Annotated in this window: 1 protein-coding gene; it reads right to left on the reverse strand. The window is 65.1% G+C overall.

What is annotated here, in order from left to right:
• A partial coding sequence (locus EN750_RS38530) for a pirin family protein (RefSeq protein WP_145968400.1) occupies window positions 1-484 on the reverse strand: 484 nt, incomplete at both ends.

Here is a 484-nt window from a genome sequence, read left to right on the forward strand (position 1 = left end):
GGCGCAGGTCGGCGTAGAGCGTCTCCGAGTCGGCCCTGACCGGCGACCGCAACCCCTGGAAATCGCCGATGATGAGGCGCCCGTTGACGCCTTCGGCATCGATCTCGGGAAGCCTGAGCGCTCTTGTGTTCTCGAAAACCGGTGCCACCTCTTCCTTGTCGTCCGGCAGCGCCAGCCATGTCTGCAGACCGGATACCGACATCGGCGCGCCACGCAGTTCCTCCGGCGTACGCTCCGAATGGACGATGCCGCGGCCAGCGGTCATCAAATTCACGTCGCCGGGCTGAATGACCATTTCGGTGCCGAGTGAATCGCGGTGCCGGATCTTGCCGTCGAACAGATAGGTGACTGTCGACAGGCCGATATGCGGATGCGGACGGACATCCAGTGCCTGACCGGCGCGCAGGATCGCCGGGCCCATGCGGTCGAAGAAGATGAACGGCCCGACCAGCCGCCTTTTTGCCGTCGGCAGGGCACGGCGCAC

Origin of the sequence: Mesorhizobium sp. M7A.F.Ca.ET.027.03.2.1 (assembly GCF_003999175.1) — a bacterium.
Lineage (GTDB): Bacteria > Pseudomonadota > Alphaproteobacteria > Rhizobiales > Rhizobiaceae > Mesorhizobium.